This window comes from Pseudomonas sp. JL27(2026) (assembly GCF_056933555.1).
In genome coordinates, this window is record NZ_CM167794.1 from 2,191,252 (window position 1) to 2,206,967 (window position 15,716).

The following is a 15,716-nucleotide window of genomic DNA, read 5'->3' on the forward strand; positions in this document are numbered from 1 at the left end:
CTGAGTCAGGGGGTGTTAAAGGCTTTGCAAAACACCCGGTTCTCGTAGGCATTACCACCGAACTCATAGTGCGTACCGCCCACATCGTCATAACCCAGTGCCAGGTAAAACTCCCGCGCGCGATGGTTCTCAGACCAGGCGGTGAGCCACAGGCAGGTGCGAGCGCTTTCTCTGGCCAGGGCTTCGGCTCTGTCGAGCAGTGCGCGTCCCAGCCCTTGCCGATGGGCGTGACGTTGCACGTACAGCCGAACCAGTTCAGTGCCGTCCAGCAGCGTCGGCACAGGCCCATCAAGGCGCGCGACGATTTCGGCAAACCCCAGGAGATGGCCGTTGCGCTCGGCGAGGACGAAGCGGGTCTGGGGGTCGCTCAGTCGGCGTTCAAACTGCGTCGGTGCATAGACCGTCAAGGCTTCTTCGGCCAGGTCGGCGCGCATGCCGTCGGTGGCGTAGGTGTCGAGGAACACCTGGGTGGCGAGGCCGCTGATGCACAAGGCGTCGGACGGTTGGCCGAGTCGGTAATGGGGGGCGTGGGCGGTTGGCATTTCTACGATGTCCTTATCGCTTGAGGGAGATATTTTGGCGCGTGGTGCGTGAGGGTACAGCGCTGGCGAGCGGTGCTCAATATCCGGCTACAAAGGTCATTAGTGAAATCAATTTCGGGCCGGCATCGTTTTGGCTTATACCTGTCGCCCACACGCCGGGCGCCTCTGTTTTTAGAGGCGTGATACCGGCGACACCTCATGCGCAAGGACTACCCCATGAGCCAGACCGAACTGACCAATGTCGACCTCTACTTGCAGCGTCTGGGCTTTGCCAGCCCGCCACCGCCGACGCTGGAGAGCCTGCGCGAACTTCAGTCGCGCCACACCCGCGTGTTCCCCTTTGAAACCCTGTCGACGATGTTGCGCCTGCCGGTGCCGATCGACCTCGCTTCGGTGGAGCGCAAGATTTTGCATGAGGGGCGTGGCGGCTACTGCTACGAACTGAACAATATGTTTCTGGCGTTGCTGCTGCACCTGGGGTTCGAGGCGCGAGGGATTACCGGGCGGGTGGTCATGGGCGGGCCTGAGGATGCGTTGGTGGCGCGCACCCATCGCCTGTGCCTGCTGACGCTGAACGGGGTGCGTTACATCGCCGATGTCGGCTTTGGTGGCATGGTGCCGACCGCACCGCTGCGGCTCGATACCGAAGAAGAACAGCCGACCGGGCATGAGCCCTATCGCATTGTTCGTCAGGACAGCAGCTACGTCCTTCGTGCAAAGGTCGCGGGCGAGTGGCGGCCGATGTACGTGTTCGATCTGCAGATGCAATCGGACATCGATTACCAGATCGGCAACTGGTACGTCTGCACGCATCCGCAATCACCATTCATGGGGCAGTTGATGGTGGCGCGCACGGGCGAAGGGTTGCGCCGGACGCTGAATAACGGCAGCTACGCGGTACACCGGACGGGAATGGAGAGCGTGCGTCGGCAGATCACCGACGTCGACGAGCTCATCGAGTTGCTGGAGCGTGAATTCGAGATTCGTGTGCCGCAACATCCAGAGTTCAGGCAGGTCGTCGGGCAAGTGATTGCGCAACAGCCAATGCTCTGAGGGGGGGGGCGACCGTCTAGAAGAACGTGCGCTTCCAAGTGCCGCGCCGGGTGTCCAGGCGCCGGCAGACGACGCCCAGTCGTGGGTAGATCAGCGGAATATGGCGTGGGCGAAGGGTGAAGTAAAAACGGTAATCCTCCAGGCCTTCAAGGGTCACGAAGAAGTGCGCTTCGTCCAGCCACTCGACCGCATCCAGGCAGTACGAGCTGTACCAGCGACCGAGGACATGCTCGCCGAGCACGGTGCGCAGGTCTTTGCTGATCAGGACGACGAACACCTGTTCTTCGACCCAGAAGTCGAGTTCGGTGATCAGCACATAGCCGGCCGAGGTTTCGTACTGCCGGCACAACCTGCGACCGGAAATGGTCAGCGTCGAGGGGCGGCCGTCGATGAGGACGGCGCTTTCCGGGGGCTGGCTTTGCACTGTCCCAAGCCAGGGGGCGAAGGCGAAGCGTTCGACGGGTTTCATGGTGGCGTGGCTTGTTCGTTGAGGCTGGGGACGCCTGTTCCGGACAACTTCACCCAGCGTTGGTACGCCCAATGGGTGAACAGTGCGACCAAAATGCCGTCAACCACCCAGAAAACCCCCAGCTTGCGCAACGATGGGTAAAGGCACAGCACGCCTGCCACGATCAGGCTGGCGAGTATCGCGGTCAGCCAGTTGGCATGGCCTTTGGCGCTCAACAGGGCGTACAGCGGGGCGAACCCCAGTGACATCGGCACCACACCAAAAAACATCCCGCTCACGACAAAGACAACGAACGACATCAGCCCCAGAAAAATGCTGTCTTGTCCGTTCGCAAAGAAGCCTCCGAAGAGCAGGCTGAGGACCAGTGCCTGAAGAAACACCACTTTGAAGAAGCAGCCGATGGCCAGGAAAAAGATGTTCCAGAAGTGTTCAAGAGGGTCGTTGCGGTTCAAAGCGGGGGCTTCCATGTTTTGAGGGGCGTGAGCGTAGCGGTCCGTGCGGGGTGCGATTCTAGCAGGGCCGGTCGACCCTGTGCTCAAGGTTGAGCCCCGGCAATGTTGGCTCAATTGTGGGAGATGTTTGGCGGATAAACTGTATACAACTCTATAGACATTTATTCATTGTCTTGCATACAGTGTGCGCATAACAAAAACCAGGGAATCCCCCAACCATGAAAACCTCACTCCAACGGCCCGAGGACGAAAACCTCGGTGTCGGCGCGAATATGGCTTACGGCCTGCAACACGTTCTGACCATGTACGGCGGCATCGTTGCGGTGCCGTTGATCATCGGCCAGGCAGCCGGGCTTTCCCCGGCGGACATCGGTCTGTTGATTGCGGCATCACTGTTTGCGGGAGGCTTGGCGACATTGCTGCAAACCCTTGGGTTGCCGTTTTTCGGTTGTCAGTTGCCGCTGGTGCAGGGCGTGTCGTTCTCAGGCGTGGCGACGATGGTGGCGATTGTCAGCAGCGGCGGCGAGGGGGGCTTTCAGTCGATTCTGGGGGCGGTGATCGCCGCTTCATTGATCGGGCTGCTGATCACCCCGGTGTTCTCCCGGATTACCAAGTTCTTTCCACCACTGGTCACCGGTATTGTCATTACCACCATCGGCCTGACGCTGATGCCAGTGGCCGCACGCTGGGCGATGGGTGGCAATAGCCACGCCGAAAGCTTCGGCAGCATGTCGAACATCGGTCTGGCGGCGCTGACCCTGGTGCTGGTGTTGTTGCTGAGCAAGATTGGCAGCGCGACGATCTCGCGTCTGTCGATTCTGTTGGCCATGGTCATCGGTACCGTGATTGCGGTGTTCCTCGACATGGCGGACTTCTCGACTGTGACCCAGGGGCCGATGTTCGGTTTCCCTGCGCCGTTCCATTTCGGCATGCCGACCTTTCATTTCGCCGCCATCCTGTCGATGTGCATCGTGGTGATGGTGACGTTGGTGGAAACCTCTGCGGACATCCTGGCGGTCGGTGAAATCATTGGCACCAAGGTTGACTCCAAGCGTCTGGGCAATGGTCTGCGGGCTGACATGCTGTCGAGCATGATCGCACCGATTTTTGGTTCGTTCACCCAAAGTGCCTTTGCCCAGAACGTCGGGCTGGTGGCGGTCACAGGGATCAAGAGCCGTTACGTGGTGGCCACGGGCGGATTGTTCCTGGTGGTACTCGGCTTGTTGCCGGTGATGGGGCGGGTGATCGCGGCGGTCCCGACTTCCGTATTGGGCGGGGCCGGTATCGTGCTGTTTGGCACCGTGGCGGCCAGCGGTATTCGAACGTTGTCCAAGGTCGATTACCGCAACAACGTCAACCTGATCATCGTCGCCACGTCCATCGGTTTCGGCATGATTCCCATTGCCGCACCGAATTTCTACGACCACTTCCCGAGCTGGTTTGCGACGATCTTCCATTCGGGTATCAGTTCGTCGGCGATCATGGCCATCGTTCTGAATCTGACGTTCAACCACTTCACGACCGGTAACTCGGATCAGCAATCGGTGTTTGCGGCCGGGACCGAGCGCACGTTGCGCTTCCAGGACCTGGCGGCGCTGCGTGAAGGGGATTACTTCAGTGGCGGCAAGTTGCACGACTGTGACGGCAATGAGATCCCACTGGTCAGCGACGCGTCGGCGGCGGGCCAGCGGGCGCCGAGTACGGCGGTCAACCCCGAAACCACGGGGGCCTGACCCGGACCCGCGTCAGTTCGACAGAAAAAAGGGGTCGATTTGTTCGGCCCCTTTTTTGTTCGTGTTTGTCAGTCGTCGGTAGGTCCGGTGAGGCAAAGGCGTGTGCTGTGGGGGCTGCACAGATTTGGCGTCTATCTGTACCTGTACGCTCGGATGTGCGTGCGCGTTAATAGCCAGCCGCAGCGCTACTGCGGTTTTGTTTTCGGTTCTGGATGACCCATGTCGACTCAGGTTATGAAAAAAATACGGCACAGCTTTGATGTGCCCGAGGGGGAGGTGGCGGGTGCGCTACCGGATCCGGTGACGCGCGTCATTGTGATTGGGGGTGGATTTGCCGGATTGACCGTTGCCAACGCATTGCACGCGGCAGGTGTTGACGTGATGGTGCTTGAGGCGCGCACGCGCCTCGGTGGGCGCACCCACACCGTCGAATTGGCGGACGTGAAGGTCGATGCCGGCGGTTCATGGATTCATCGACCGGAGGGCAATCCGCTGACCGAGCTGGCGCACGTCATGGGGATTACGCGGCGTTCGTTTGCGATTTCGACGATCTTCGCCGGCATGCGTCTGGTCGATGCTCAGGGGCAAGCGCTCAGTGCGTTGCAGCGTGATCGGCTGATGGCCCTGGCCGATGAAATGGAGGAGGCGATAGTCGATCAAGCGGCGCAGTGTGCGCCAGGCGAGAGCATCGAGGATTTGCTTGCGGAGCAGCTTGAAGGGATCGCGGATTTGCAGGAGCGCCAGTGGCTGGCGTTTGCCCTGCGGTTGGGTTTTGAGGCGGACCTGGCATCGCCGTTGTCGGATATTTCGGCGGCTAACTTTGCGGGTGACGACGGATACGCTGGCGGCGATCACTGCCTGGCAGGCGGCTATGCCTCGATGGTCGAGCCGTTGTCTGCCGGGCTGCCCGTCCGGTTGGCGTCGGTGGTGGGCCGGGTGGTGATCGATGAGGCGGGTGTGCATGTGTTTTGTGCCGATGGCCATGTCGAGCAAGGTTCACAGGTGGTGGTCACCGTGCCGTTGGGCGCGCTCAAGGCGCGGGCGATTGAGTTCCAGCCACCGCTGCCGGCCGGCAAACACGCGGCGATTGACCGGTTGGGTTTTGGTCAGTTCGAGAAACTGATTGTGCAGTTCGAGCAGCGATTCTGGGCTTCGGCGGATCCGGTGAGTGGCTTCCTCGTGCGCGGGGAGCCGGTTTTTCCGTACTGGATTGACCTGACGCCGATAGCGGGTCGTCCCACGTTGGCTGCTCACATCTCGGGGCCCCCGGCAGTGCGCTTGGCAGAACTCGACACGGCGTCTGCGCTGGCCAGGGCGCTTGAGGTGTTGAAGCAGGCGACGGGCTATGAGGTGCCGCCACCAGTGGCGGTGTATCGCACGGGGTGGTCGGCGGATCCGTACAGTCGAGGCAGCTATTTGCATCATGGCGTCGAGTCGTTGCCGCAGGATATTGGCGCCTTGGCAGAGCCGGCGTATGGCCGATTGCTGTTTGCGGGTGAGGCGACATCGGCGCTGCGTTTCGGTTATGTCGACGGTGCGTTTTCGAGCGGGTTGCGCGAAGCGGCTCGGTTGCTGGGGAGTGGGCGGGTGGTGTTGTCGGTGGATCAGTGTGTAGAGGGGGTGAAATGAGCAAGGGTGATAATGCGCGGATTGATCTGGATGCGCTGGTCTTGCGGCCATTTGGCGCCGCTGATCTGGGGTTTGTGTTCGCAGGGCTTTCTGATCCGCAGGTCATCAAGCATTACGGGGTTTCCTACGATTCCCTTGAAGCCTGCCAGGAGCAGATGGACTGGTTTGAATCGATTGCTGCGCAAAGAACCGGGCACTGGCTGGCGATCGAGTCGAAAGCCGACGGTCAGCCAATGGGAGCGGTGGGCGTTAACGATATCTCGCCGATCCATCATTGCGCCGAGTTGGGTTACTGGCTGCTGCCGCAGTATTGGGGGCAGGGCGTCGTCTCTGCGGCGCTGAAGCTGTTTCTGCCGCTGGCCTTCAGGCAACTGCAGTTGCACCGTATTGAAGCTATGGTGGAGCTTGAGAACCACCGGTCCCGGCGTGTGCTGGAAGCGGCGGGTTTTACCCATGAAGGCGTGCAGCGAGAGTGCGAGCTAAAGCATGGCGAGTACATCTCGCTGATGCGCTTCGGCTTGTTGAGTCATGACTGGGGCGCAGGGGAGTAGTTTTCCGGCGTACAACGCAGTTCGCCTCTGGCTCGAATGAGCAGAGGCGCTAGATAATGTGTATTTGATTATTGGCTGATTCGCGTCGGGAGCAGGGCGCTCTCGGGAGTGTTACAGGCGAATCAGTAAAGAAGATGGCTCCACGACCTGGACTCGAACCAGGGACCCAGTGATTAACAGTCACTTGCTCTACCAACTGAGCTATCGCGGAATTCGCCGTATGTTACTGATTAAAAAGAACAAGTCAAGCGCGGATTGAAAAAATAGCGCGTTTTTCGGGTGAGCAGTGACGGTTGGGTTATTGGCGGTTACCAGAATCGTGGCGGCGGTCTACCATGGCGCCCCGGAAGTGGTTTCACGCGCTGCCGGCCATTCGCCGAAAAGGTACGCGTCATGACTCACTTATCACTGTTCATTCGTTCGTCGCTGCGTGGGGTGTTTGCATGAGCATCGCCCAGATCAGTCTGCCCAAAGGCGTCGGCCCGCACGCCGAGAAACTGTTCGACGCGATCACTCAGGCCAGCACGGCTGATGAGCTGAATCGCGCTGGCGGCAAGGCCGAAGGTTTCGTGCTGGGGCTGGAAAGCACCAAGTCGATCAAGAGCCAGGTCGCCGAATCGCTTTATGTGGCCTACGACGATGCGGCCAGCCAGCGTGCCACCGAACTAGCCGGCTGAACCCCGTTAGCCACCGAAGCTGAAGGTGCCCATCAGGAACTTGGCGTAGAGCGACATCGCGACCAGTTGCACTATCCACAGCGCCAGGCCGCCCAGGAATACGCCCAGGGCGACTTGCCCGACCAGTCCACTGCTGCGTTTGGTCTGGTTGCGTGGGACAAAGTGATCCAGTTCGTCGCGGTCAGCGCGCAAATCATCATTCTTCATAAGGTCTCTCGAAAGGGAAGGGCGCTAAAACCTCAGTCTAGAGTGCGTGGGCACGGTTGGCTGTGGATTTTCCGGGCAGCAACGAAAAGGGGAAGCCTGGTGGCTTCCCCTTTTCTGTTGCGCGTGTGGCTTAGATCACCTGAAGGATGGCTTTGGTCACGGCGTCGATGTTGCGCTGGTTCAGCGCGGCGACGCAGATACGGCCAGTGTCCAGGGCGTAGATGCCGAACTCGTTGCGCAGGCGGGTGACTTGTTCAACGGTCAGGCCGGAGTAGGAGAACATGCCGCACTGACGAGCGACGAAGCTGAAATCGTGGTCAGGCGCTTGTTTGGCCAGCATGTCGACCATCTGCATGCGCATGCCACGAATGCGCAAGCGCATTTCGGCCAGTTCCTGTTCCCACTGGGCGCGCAGCTCAGGGCTGTTCAGCACGGCGGCCACGATGCTTGCGCCGTGGGTCGGCGGGTTGGAGTAGTTGGTGCGGATCACGCGTTTGACTTGCGACAGCACGCGCGCGCTTTCTTCCTTCGACTCGCTGACGATCGACAGCGCGCCAACGCGTTCGCCGTACAGCGAGAACGACTTGGAGAACGAGCTGGACACGAAGAAGGTCAGGCCCGATTCGGCGAACAGGCGCACAGCGGCGGCGTCTTCGTCGATACCGTCGCCAAAGCCCTGGTAAGCCATGTCGAGGAACGGCACGTGGTTTTTTGCCTTGACCACGTCCAGCACGTTTTTCCAGTCTGCCGGGCTCAGGTCGACGCCGGTCGGGTTATGGCAGCACGCGTGCAGCACGACGATGGAGCCCGACGGCAGCGCGTTCAGGTCTTCGAGCAGGCCTGTGCGGTTCACGTCGTGGGTGGCGGCGTCGTAGTAACGATAGTTCTGCACCGGGAAACCGGCGGTTTCGAACAGTGCGCGGTGGTTTTCCCAGCTCGGGTCGCTGATTGCGACGACGGCGTCAGGCAGCAGTTGCTTGAGGAAGTCGGCACCGATTTTCAGTGCGCCCGTGCCGCCGACGGCTTGTGTGGTGATTACACGGCCAGCGGCGATCAGCGGCGAGTCATTGCCGAACAGCAGCTTTTGCACGGCCTGGTCGTAGGCGGCAATGCCGTCGATCGGCAGGTAGCCGCGGGAGGCGTGTTGAGCGACGCGAATCGTCTCGGCTTCGACAACGGCGCGCAGGAGGGGGATTTTCCCCTCCTCGTTGCAGTAAACACCGACCCCCAGGTTGACCTTGTCGGTACGAGTATCGGCGTTGAATGCTTCGTTGAGGCCCAGGATTGGATCGCGTGGTGCCATTTCGACAGCGGAGAACAGGCTCATTATTGCGGCGGCTCTGAATGGGATGTGGAGGGACGTGTAGCGCTCCAGCCGAATGCACTAGAGCGGTGCACAAACGGGGAGCTAGTATAGAGGCCATCACCGGGCGCGGCGACAGCCGTTTCTGCTTTTCAGGTAAGTTTTTCGGTTTATTTTTGCACCGCTAGTCTTATTGCTACATCAAGAGTGTAGGTGCGGGTAGGGCGTTTACCTTGAAACCCGAAGCAATTGGCTCCACATCTACGGTTATCATGCTTTTTCCCAACGACATTCGTCGTTTGCGGTCTTCACCGTTCTTGCCAGGCATTGCCCGGGCAGGAGTGAACCCAGAGGTACGTTATGTCTGAATTCCAGCTAGTCACCCGCTTCGAGCCCGCCGGCGATCAGCCGGAGGCCATCCGTTTGATGGTCGAAGGCATCGAGGCCGGGCTGGCGCACCAGACGTTGCTGGGCGTGACCGGTTCGGGCAAGACATTCAGCATTGCCAACGTGATCGCGCAGGTGCAGCGCCCGACCCTGGTGCTGGCGCCGAACAAGACCCTGGCGGCCCAGTTGTACGGGGAGTTCAAGGCGTTCTTCCCGAACAACGCGGTGGAGTACTTCGTTTCCTACTACGACTACTACCAGCCCGAAGCCTATGTACCGTCGTCGGACACCTTCATCGAGAAAGATGCCTCGATCAACGACCACATCGAGCAGATGCGGCTGTCGGCGACCAAGGCGTTGCTGGAGCGCAAGGACGCGATCATCGTCACCACGGTGTCGTGCATCTATGGCTTGGGCAGTCCGGAAACCTATTTGAAAATGGTGTTGCACGTGGATCGCGGCGACAAGCTCGATCAGCGTGCCTTGCTGCGTCGTCTAGCTGACTTGCAGTACACCCGCAATGACATGGATTTTGCCCGCGCGACCTTCCGGGTGCGCGGCGATGTGATCGATATCCACCCGGCAGAATCCGATTTCGAAGCGATCCGCATCGAGTTGTTCGATGACGAGGTCGAGAGCCTGTCGGCGTTTGATCCGCTGACCGGCGAAGTGATCCGCAAGCTGCCGCGTTTCACGTTCTATCCGAAAAGCCACTACGTAACGCCGCGAGAAACACTGCTGGGCGCCATCGAAGGGATCAAGGTCGAGTTGCAGGAGCGCCTCGACTACTTGCGCTCCAACAACAAGCTGGTGGAAGCGCAGCGTCTCGAACAGCGCACCCGTTTCGATCTGGAGATGATTCTGGAGCTGGGTTACTGCAACGGCATCGAGAACTACTCGCGTTACCTCTCGGGTCGCGCCTCCGGCGAGGCGCCGCCCACGCTGTTTGATTACCTGCCTGCCGATGCCCTGTTGGTGATTGATGAATCCCACGTCAGCGTGCCTCAGGTCGGTGCAATGTATAAGGGCGACCGCTCGCGTAAAGAGACGCTGGTGGAATACGGTTTCCGCCTGCCGTCCGCATTGGATAACCGACCGATGCGCTTCGACGAGTTCGAAAACATCAGCCCGCAGACGATTTTCGTCTCGGCCACGCCGGGCAATTACGAGGCGGAACACGCCGGTCGCGTGGTCGAGCAACTGGTGCGGCCGACTGGCCTGGTGGACCCGCAAATCGAGATTCGCCCGGCGCTGACTCAGGTCGATGACCTGCTCTCGGAAATCACCAAGCGTGTGGCGCTGGAGGAGCGGGTGCTGGTCACCACGCTGACCAAGCGCATGTCCGAGGACTTGACCGATTACCTCGCCGATCACGGTGTGCGCGTGCGTTATCTGCACTCGGACATCGACACCGTGGAACGGGTCGAGATTATCCGCGATTTGCGCCTGGGCACCTTCGATGTGTTGGTGGGAATCAACCTGCTGCGCGAAGGCCTGGACATGCCGGAAGTGTCGCTGGTGGCAATTCTCGATGCCGACAAGGAAGGCTTCCTGCGCTCCGAGCGCTCGCTGATCCAGACCATTGGCCGTGCAGCGCGGAACCTCAATGGCCGAGCGATTCTCTACGCGGATCGGATCACCGGCTCGATGGAGCGGGCGATTGGTGAAACCGAGCGCCGCCGCGACAAGCAGATCGCCTTCAACCTGGCCAATGGCATCACCCCCAAAGGCGTGTTCAAGGACGTCGCCGACATCATGGAAGGCGCTGTCGTGCCGGGCTCGCGCAGCAAGAAGCGCAAAGGCATGGCCAAGGCTGCTGAGGAAAGCGCCAAGTACGAAGCCGAATTGCGTTCGCCGAGCGAAATCACCAAGCGCATTCGTCTGTTGGAAGAGAAAATGTACCAGCTTGCCCGCGACCTGGAATTCGAGGCTGCCGCGCAGACGCGCGATGAGATTGCCAAGCTGCGCGAGCGGCTTCTGGCTGTTTGATCTTCATTGCCTGACCGGGCCTTTTCGCGAGCAAGTCCGCTCCCACATTGGATCTGTGTCGTTCACAAATCCCCTGTGGGAGCGGGCTTGCTCGCGAATGAGGCTACTCGGTCTTAATGAGACTCCCCGGCCTTCAGCCCCGCTGGCAGTTTCTTGGTCAACAGAATGGCCAGCATGCTCACTCCCAGCGCAATCCCGACAAAGTGAAACGCATCGTTGTAGGCCATGATCGCCGCCTGCTGATGGGCAATCTCGCTGAGTTTGCCCAGCGCCGCCGTTTCACTGCCGAAGCGATCCGTCATCGACGCCATCCGCTCAGCCACCTGCGGGTTGCTTGGCGCGATCGACTCGCGCAAATAATCAAAGTAGGTCTTGGTTCGCGCATCCAGCAGGGTGGCGAGGAGTGCGATGCCAATCGCGCCGCCGAGGTTGCGCAGGATGTTGAACAGGCTTGAGGCCGACCCCGCGTCCTGCGGCAGGATGTACGCGGTGGCGATCAACGAAATGGTCACCATGATCAGCGGCTGGCCCAGCGCACGCACGAGCTGGATCTGATTGAACTGCGGGCCGGCGAAGTCCGGGTTGAGTGCGCCTGAGAGAAAACTCGCCAAGCCAAACAATCCAAAACCGAAGGTGCAGAGTAGCTTCGGCGAGACGAACTTCATCAACTTGGGCACCAGCGGAATCAGGAACAGCTGCGGCACACCCATCCACATGATCACTTCGCCGATCTGCAAGGCGTTGTAGTTCTGGATCTGCGCCAGGTACAGCGGCAACAGGTAAATCGAGCCGTACAGCCCGACGCCCATGCCGAGGCTGGAAATGCTCGACAAGCCAAAGTTGCGGTTGCGCAGGATGCCGAGGTTGATCAGCGGATTGGGTTTGGACACCTGCACGATGACAAAGGTGATCAGGCTGATCAGCGCGATGCTGCCCAGCGTCACGATCAGGTTCGATTCCAGCCAGTCCTTGCGATGACCTTCCTCAAGAAACACCTGCAAACAGCCCAGGCCAACACCGAGCGTGAGAATGCCGGCGTAGTCGGTGCTTTTCAGCAGTTCCCAGTGGGCTTCCTTCTTCTCCAGGCCGTACATCAGGCCGGCGATCATGATCAGCCCCGGTGGAATGTTGATGTAGAAGATGTATTCCCAGCCCCAGTTTTCCGTCAACCAGCCACCGAGCGTCGGGCCGATGGACGGGGCGAAGGTGGCCGTCATCGCGAACATCGCCATGCCCTTGGCGCGGTGATGTTCGGGGAGTTTGATCAGCGTCAGGGTGAACGCCAGCGGGATCAGCGCGCCGCCCGTAAAACCCTGCAAGGCGCGGAACACGATCATGCTCTCCAGGCTCCAGGCCATGGAACAGAGCAGGGAGGCACCGAGAAATCCCAGCGAAACCCACACCGCCAAGCGGCGTGCCGACAGCAGTTGCACCAGCCACGCGGTGAGCGGAATCATGATGATTTCCGCGACCAGGTAGGAGGTGGAAATCCACGAGCCTTCTTCCAGTGTCGCCGACAGCGCGCCCTGAATGTCCTTGAGCGAGGCGTTGGTGATCTGGATGTCGAGCACCGCCATGAAGGCGCCAAGCATGACGCTCATGACCGCAATCCAGTCCCGCCGGGTCGGTTCGCCGACCGGGCGGAGCAGTTGATCACCGGCCATCGACAGGGTCTTTGATGTTGACTTTGACGGTCACCGACATGCCGGGACGGATCTTGCCGTGCAGCGGATTATCGGCAGCAAAGGTCAATTTCACCGGAATCCGCTGCACGACCTTGGTGAAGTTGCCGGTGGCATTGTCCGGCGGCAACAGGCTGAACTGCGCGCCCGAGGCAGCGAACAGGCTGTCGACCCTTGCCTCGATGGGCGTGTCGCCGTAGGCATCGAAAATCAGCTCGGCTTTCTGTCCGGGTTGCATGTGGCCGATCTGGGTTTCCTTGAAATTGGCCTGAATCCAGATGTCCTCGTCCGGGACGATCGACAGCAGATAGGCGCCCGCTTGCACGTATTGGCCATTGCGGGCGGCGCGTTGGCCGATCAGGCCACTGATCGGTGCATGGATCTCGCTGCGGGTCAGGTTCAGTTCGGCCTGGGCCAGATCCGTTCGGGCGTTGGCGATCTGCGCGTCCAGGCGTTTGATTTCGGCCGCCAGGGCGTTGACCTGCTGGTGTTGCGCCTGGGCGTCGGCCTGGGCCTTGGCGACTTGCGAACGGGCAATGTGGGTGTCGGCGGAGAGGGTGGTGACCCGCTCTTCGGAAACGTAACCCGGTTTGCGCAAAGTTTCGGCGCGGGACAAATCGATTTGCGAGCGGCCAAGGGTGGCCTGACTGGAGGCAACCTGGGCTTCGCTGGCGGCAATCAGGCTGGCCTGCTGGGTCAGCTTGCTTTGGGCTTGCAGGCGTTCGGCTTCGCGGGTGGCGAGGTTGGCGTTGGCACGGTCGACGGCGAGGTGGAAGTCATCGCCTTCGAGCTTGATCAGCAACTGGCCCTTTTCGACGTGCTGGTTGTCCTGCACCAGAACTTCATCAATGCGCGCGCCGAGTTGGCTGGAGACGCGGGTAATTTCACCCTGGACGTAGGCGTTATCGGTGCTCTCGTAAAAACGCCCCTTGAAAAACCAGTGGGCAAGGAGCCCTCCGGCGATCAGCAGGACGATAAACAGGAACGTAAACAGGCGATGCTTGAGTTGGGCTGGCATGGGCAGACTGTAGTCGGAAAAGTGTAAGGAGATATATCAGGACGCAAATCTGGCACACGACCGACAAACGGTAAATGCCACTTCCGGATAATCGGCTATCGAGCGGCATTAGAGCGGTTTGTAGCCCCAACGTTGGCTTAAATGCCCTGCTGACTGGAGTGGGGCGGGTATCGCCTGTTACCATTCGCCCCTTGTTTCATCTCCGCTTTTTATATTCTTTTCGAGACACGCCATGACCACCGTCCGCACTCGCATCGCGCCATCGCCTACCGGCGATCCCCATGTCGGCACCGCTTACATCGCTTTGTTCAACTATTGCTTTGCCAAGCAGCATGGCGGTGAGTTCATCCTGCGGATTGAAGACACCGACCAATTGCGTTCGACCCGCGAGTCCGAACAGCAGATCTTCGATGCCCTGCGCTGGTTGGGCATCAACTGGAGCGAAGGCCCGGATGTGGGCGGCCCGCACGGTCCGTATCGCCAGAGTGAGCGCGGCGATATCTACCAGAAGTACTGCCAGCAGTTGGTCGACCTGGGTCATGCGTTCCCGTGCTTCTGCACCAGCGAGGAGCTCGACCAGATGCGCGCCGAGCAAATGGCCAAGGGCGAAACCCCGCGTTACGACGGTCGTGCGCTGTTGCTCTCCAAGGAAGAAGTCGCGCGCCGCCTGGCCGCTGGCGAGCCGCATGTGATCCGCATGAAGGTGCCGACCGAAGGCGTCTGCGTGGTGCCGGACATGCTGCGTGGCGACGTCGAGATCCCGTGGGATCGCATGGACATGCAAGTGCTGATGAAGACCGACGGCCTGCCGACGTACTTCCTGGCCAACGTGGTCGACGACCACCTGATGGGGATTACTCACGTACTGCGCGGTGAAGAATGGTTGCCATCGGCGCCGAAACTGATCCTGCTTTACGAGTACTTCGGCTGGGAGCAACCCGAGCTGTGCTACATGCCGCTGCTGCGTAACCCGGACAAGAGCAAGCTGTCCAAGCGCAAGAACCCGACCTCGGTGACGTTCTACGAACGCATGGGCTTCATGCCGGAAGCGATGCTCAATTACCTGGGCCGCATGGGCTGGTCGATGCCGGATGAGCGCGAGAAGTTCTCCTTGCAGGAGATGGTCGACAACTTCGACCTCAAGCGTGTGTCTCTGGGCGGGCCGATTTTCGACATCGAGAAGCTGTCGTGGCTCAACGGCCAGTGGCTGCGTGACCTGCCGGTGGAAGAGTTCGCCAGCCGCTTGCAGACCTGGGCGCTGAACCCTGAGTACATGATGAAGATCGCACCGCACGTGCAGGGTCGGGTTGAGACCTTCAGCCAGGTCGCACCGCTGGCCGGCTTCTTCTTCGCCGGGGGCGTGAACCCGGATGCCAAGCTGTTCGAGTCCAAGAAGCTCTCGGGCGATCAGGTTCGCCAGTTGATGCAATTGATCCTGTGGAAGCTTGAAAGCCTGCGCCAGTGGGAGAAGGACAGCATCACCGCGACGATTCAGGCAGTGGTCGAGTCCCTCGAGCTGAAACTGCGTGACGCCATGCCGCTGATGTTCGCGGCGATCACTGGGCAGGCGAGTTCGGTCTCGGTACTCGATGCGATGGAAATTCTCGGGCCGGACCTGACCCGCTTCCGTCTGCGCCAGGCCATCGACCTGCTCGGCGGCGTGTCGAAGAAAGAAAACAAAGAGTGGGAAAAGCTCCTGGGCGCGATTGCCTGAGACGCTGCATGAAGGGCTGATGGCCGCTGTGCATGCCTGTCGTTGGGTGCGCAGTGGCTGTCAGGCCCCCGGATTTTCGGGGGGAGGGCGGTAAGTGATTGTTATGTTGGCAAAAAATTTCAAAATTTTTGAAAAATAAGTTTGACAGGCTTTCGATACGCCCTTAAGATTCGCCCCGTCCTCAGCGATGAGGGGCTATAGCTCAGCTGGGAGAGCGCTTGCATGGCATGCAAGAGGTCGACGGTTCGATCCCGTCTAGCTCCACCAATTTACACTTCAAGGCCTGGCCACACCGGTCTTGAAGCGATCA

The 15,716-nt window shown here is 60.1% G+C and carries 14 protein-coding genes and 2 tRNA genes; 8 read left to right on the forward strand and 8 right to left on the reverse strand.

The window, feature by feature from the left end; genetic code table 11:
* Nucleotides 1-5: 5 nt before the first annotated feature.
* Nucleotides 6-542, reverse strand: a complete 537-nt coding sequence (locus AC1Z1G_RS10035; protein ID WP_483626792.1) for an N-acetyltransferase family protein — start codon at nucleotides 540-542, stop codon at nucleotides 6-8.
* A gap of 216 nt (nucleotides 543-758) precedes the next feature.
* On the opposite strand from AC1Z1G_RS10035, the gene AC1Z1G_RS10040 reads away from it, so the two are divergent.
* Complete coding sequence (locus AC1Z1G_RS10040; protein WP_483626793.1) at nucleotides 759-1,595, forward strand: arylamine N-acetyltransferase family protein; 837 nt, start codon at nucleotides 759-761, stop codon at nucleotides 1,593-1,595.
* Nucleotides 1,596-1,611: 16 nt separating this feature from the next.
* Here the strand turns inward: AC1Z1G_RS10040 and AC1Z1G_RS10045 are convergent, their stop codons facing one another.
* On the reverse strand, nucleotides 1,612-2,064 hold the full coding sequence (locus AC1Z1G_RS10045; protein WP_483626794.1) for a hypothetical protein: 453 nt from the start codon (nucleotides 2,062-2,064) through the stop codon (nucleotides 1,612-1,614).
* Nucleotides 2,061-2,531, reverse strand: a complete 471-nt coding sequence (locus AC1Z1G_RS10050; protein ID WP_483626795.1) for a hypothetical protein — start codon at nucleotides 2,529-2,531, stop codon at nucleotides 2,061-2,063. The genes AC1Z1G_RS10045 and AC1Z1G_RS10050 overlap by 4 nt, the downstream gene beginning before the upstream one ends.
* A 203-nt stretch (nucleotides 2,532-2,734) precedes the next feature.
* On the opposite strand from AC1Z1G_RS10050, the gene AC1Z1G_RS10055 reads away from it, so the two are divergent.
* From AC1Z1G_RS10055 to AC1Z1G_RS10065, 3 genes are all read left to right on the forward strand, one after another.
* Nucleotides 2,735-4,249 (forward strand): nucleobase:cation symporter-2 family protein, encoded by a 1,515-nt coding sequence (locus AC1Z1G_RS10055; RefSeq protein ID WP_483626796.1) that lies wholly within the window; start codon nucleotides 2,735-2,737, stop codon nucleotides 4,247-4,249.
* Between the two features lie 219 nt (nucleotides 4,250-4,468).
* Nucleotides 4,469-5,878 (forward strand): flavin monoamine oxidase family protein, encoded by a 1,410-nt coding sequence (locus AC1Z1G_RS10060; protein WP_483626797.1) that lies wholly within the window; start codon nucleotides 4,469-4,471, stop codon nucleotides 5,876-5,878.
* Complete coding sequence (locus AC1Z1G_RS10065) at nucleotides 5,875-6,429, forward strand: GNAT family N-acetyltransferase (protein WP_483626798.1); 555 nt, start codon at nucleotides 5,875-5,877, stop codon at nucleotides 6,427-6,429. The genes AC1Z1G_RS10060 and AC1Z1G_RS10065 overlap by 4 nt, the downstream gene beginning before the upstream one ends.
* 135 nt (nucleotides 6,430-6,564) lie before the next feature.
* On the opposite strand, the gene AC1Z1G_RS10070 is transcribed toward AC1Z1G_RS10065, so the two are convergent.
* Nucleotides 6,565-6,640: transfer RNA gene (locus AC1Z1G_RS10070), tRNA-Asn, on the reverse strand.
* 232 nt (nucleotides 6,641-6,872) lie between these two features.
* On the opposite strand from AC1Z1G_RS10070, the gene AC1Z1G_RS10075 reads away from it, so the two are divergent.
* Nucleotides 6,873-7,106 carry a hypothetical protein gene (locus tag AC1Z1G_RS10075; RefSeq protein WP_483626799.1) on the forward strand — a complete coding sequence of 78 codons (234 nt, stop codon included), beginning with the start codon at nucleotides 6,873-6,875 and terminating at the stop codon, nucleotides 7,104-7,106.
* Between the two features lie 6 nt (nucleotides 7,107-7,112).
* Here the strand turns inward: AC1Z1G_RS10075 and AC1Z1G_RS10080 are convergent, their stop codons facing one another.
* Together AC1Z1G_RS10080 and AC1Z1G_RS10085 are read right to left on the reverse strand one after the other, a co-directional pair.
* A complete protein-coding gene (locus AC1Z1G_RS10080; protein ID WP_483626800.1) occupies nucleotides 7,113-7,313 on the reverse strand; it encodes a hypothetical protein in 201 nt (66 codons plus the stop codon).
* 130 nt (nucleotides 7,314-7,443) lie between these two features.
* Nucleotides 7,444-8,640 carry an amino acid aminotransferase gene (locus AC1Z1G_RS10085; protein ID WP_483626801.1) on the reverse strand — a complete coding sequence of 399 codons (1,197 nt, stop codon included), beginning with the start codon at nucleotides 8,638-8,640 and terminating at the stop codon, nucleotides 7,444-7,446.
* A 336-nt stretch (nucleotides 8,641-8,976) separates the two neighbouring features.
* Between AC1Z1G_RS10085 and uvrB the strand changes: the two genes are divergently transcribed.
* Nucleotides 8,977-10,992: an excinuclease ABC subunit UvrB gene (uvrB, locus tag AC1Z1G_RS10090; protein ID WP_483626802.1), complete on the forward strand. Its 2,016-nt coding sequence runs from the start codon at nucleotides 8,977-8,979 to the stop codon at nucleotides 10,990-10,992.
* A gap of 113 nt (nucleotides 10,993-11,105) precedes the next feature.
* On the opposite strand, the gene AC1Z1G_RS10095 is transcribed toward uvrB, so the two are convergent.
* Nucleotides 11,106-12,656 carry an MDR family MFS transporter gene (locus tag AC1Z1G_RS10095; RefSeq protein ID WP_483626803.1) on the reverse strand — a complete coding sequence of 517 codons (1,551 nt, stop codon included), beginning with the start codon at nucleotides 12,654-12,656 and terminating at the stop codon, nucleotides 11,106-11,108.
* Nucleotides 12,646-13,692 (reverse strand): HlyD family secretion protein, encoded by a 1,047-nt coding sequence (locus AC1Z1G_RS10100; protein WP_483626804.1) that lies wholly within the window; start codon nucleotides 13,690-13,692, stop codon nucleotides 12,646-12,648. The genes AC1Z1G_RS10095 and AC1Z1G_RS10100 overlap by 11 nt, the downstream gene beginning before the upstream one ends.
* 232 nt (nucleotides 13,693-13,924) lie before the next feature.
* Between AC1Z1G_RS10100 and gltX the strand changes: the two genes are divergently transcribed.
* Both gltX and AC1Z1G_RS10110 read left to right on the forward strand, forming a co-directional pair.
* The gene (gltX, locus tag AC1Z1G_RS10105; RefSeq protein WP_483626805.1) at nucleotides 13,925-15,406 is read left to right on the forward strand and encodes a glutamate--tRNA ligase; all 1,482 of its coding nucleotides are present in this window, start codon (nucleotides 13,925-13,927) and stop codon (nucleotides 15,404-15,406) included.
* A gap of 191 nt (nucleotides 15,407-15,597) precedes the next feature.
* Nucleotides 15,598-15,673, forward strand: a tRNA-Ala gene (locus tag AC1Z1G_RS10110).
* Nucleotides 15,674-15,716: the final 43 nt, after the last annotated feature.